2 protein-coding genes are annotated in these 1,668 nt (G+C 69.8%); both read right to left on the reverse strand.

The window, feature by feature from the left end; genetic code table 11:
• On the reverse strand, positions 1–639 hold a 639-nt coding region (locus AB0J64_RS57200), incomplete at its 3' end, for a non-reducing end alpha-L-arabinofuranosidase family hydrolase (protein ID WP_364047229.1).
• 33 nt (positions 640–672) lie between these two features.
• Positions 673–1,668, reverse strand: a 996-nt coding sequence (locus AB0J64_RS57205; RefSeq protein WP_364047232.1) for an endo-1,4-beta-xylanase, incomplete at its 5' end; no start/stop codon positions are given.

Consider the following 1,668-nt stretch of genomic DNA (forward strand, 5'->3'; position numbering starts at 1 on the left):
CCTGCCGTTGTAGGGGGCGACGGTGAAGTCCTTGAGCGAGACCCATCCCGACTTCGGGGTCGCCAGCGGGCCCGTCGATGTCCAGCGGTACGTCGACGGAAGATCGCATGTACCGGTCGGGGTAGGCGTCGGTGTGGGGGTTGGCGTGGGGGTGGCGGTGGGGGTGCCGGGATTGCCGCAGGTCACGCCGTTCAGGGCAAACGACGTCGGCACGGGGTTGGTGCCGTTCCACGAGCCGTTGAACCCGAAGGTGGTGCTGCCGCCGGAGGGGATGGAGGCGTTGTAGGAGACGTTGGTGGCGGTCACCGACGACCCGGACTGGGTCTGGGTGGCGTTCCAGATCTGGGTGATCTGCTGGCCGGCATTGAAGGACCAGGTCAGCCGCCAGCCGTTGACCGCGTCACCGAGGTTGTTGATGGTGACGCCGGCGTTGAAGCCGCCCGCCCAGCTCGAACTGATGGTGTAGTCGACCCGGCAGTCGACGGCGGCCTGGGCGGGCTGTGTGGTCAGCAGGCCGGCTCCGGCCAGCAGTACCGCGATGGCGCCGATCACGAGGCCGCGGCGCGAGGCCCGCCGGGGCGGCACCGCGGTCGTGCCGGCGGAGGGGCGCGGTGACCGCGCTCGCCAGGGCAGACGCATCTGCATTCTCCTCATCATCATGTCCGACCGCCGTCAGGGGCTGGTGCAGGAAGCGGTCGGGGTGGCCGCGGTGCCGTTTGCGGTGAACCCGAAGGTCGTGGAGCCGCCGGCGGCGATGGAGCCGTTGTAGGCGGCGTTGCGTACGGTGACGCTGGAGCCGGACACGCTCTGCTGGCCGTTCCACAGGCTGCTGATGCTCTGCCCGCCGGGCCAGGTCCACCGCACGGTCCATCCGCTGATCGCCGCGTCGCCCGCCTGGACGGTCACCGTCGACTGGAAGCCACCCGGCCAGCTGTTGGTCGTCGTGATCGTCGCCGCGCACCCGTCCGGGACCGGCGTCGGAGTCGGGGTCGGCGTGGGGGTGGGCGTGGGGGTCGGCGTGGGGGTCGGCGTGGGGGTGGGGGTGGTTGGCGGGGCGGCGTTCAGGGCGTTGAGGACCGCGTCGTAGGCGGGCTTCTTGTTGCCGCCGCTGAACAGCAGCGGGGTGTCACCCGAGCGCCAGGAGTCCTGGTCGCGCACCCCCCACACCGTGATGCCGGCGCAACGGGCCACCGCCAGGCAGTCGTTCACCACGGCGGCGTAGGTCTGCGGGGAGGCGCCCTGGATGTCCAGCTCGGTGATCTGCACGTCGACCCCGAGGGCGGCGAAGCTGGAGATGGTGGTGCGGTAGTTGCTGTTGTACGGGCTGCCGCTGTTGAAGTGCGACTGCAGGCCCACGCAGTCGATCGGCACGCCACGCTGCTTGAAGTCGCGGACCATGTTGTAGACGCCCTGCGTCTTGGCCCAGGACCAGTTGTCGATGTTGTAGTCGTTGTAGCAGAGCTTGGCGTTGGGGTCGGCGGCGCGTGCGGTGCGGAACGCCACCTCGATCCAGTCGTTGCCGGTGCGCTGCAGGTTGGAGTCGCGCCGGCCGCCGGAGTTGCCGTCGGCGAACGCCTCGTTGACCACGTCCCAGGCGTAGATCTTGCCCTTGTAGTGGGCCATGACGCCGTTGATGTGGTCGATCATCGCCTGGCGCAGGCTGCTGCC

The sequence above is a fragment of the Nonomuraea sp. NPDC049695 genome (assembly GCF_040674955.1).
Classification (GTDB): Bacteria; Actinomycetota; Actinomycetes; order Streptosporangiales; family Streptosporangiaceae; genus Nonomuraea; species Nonomuraea helvata.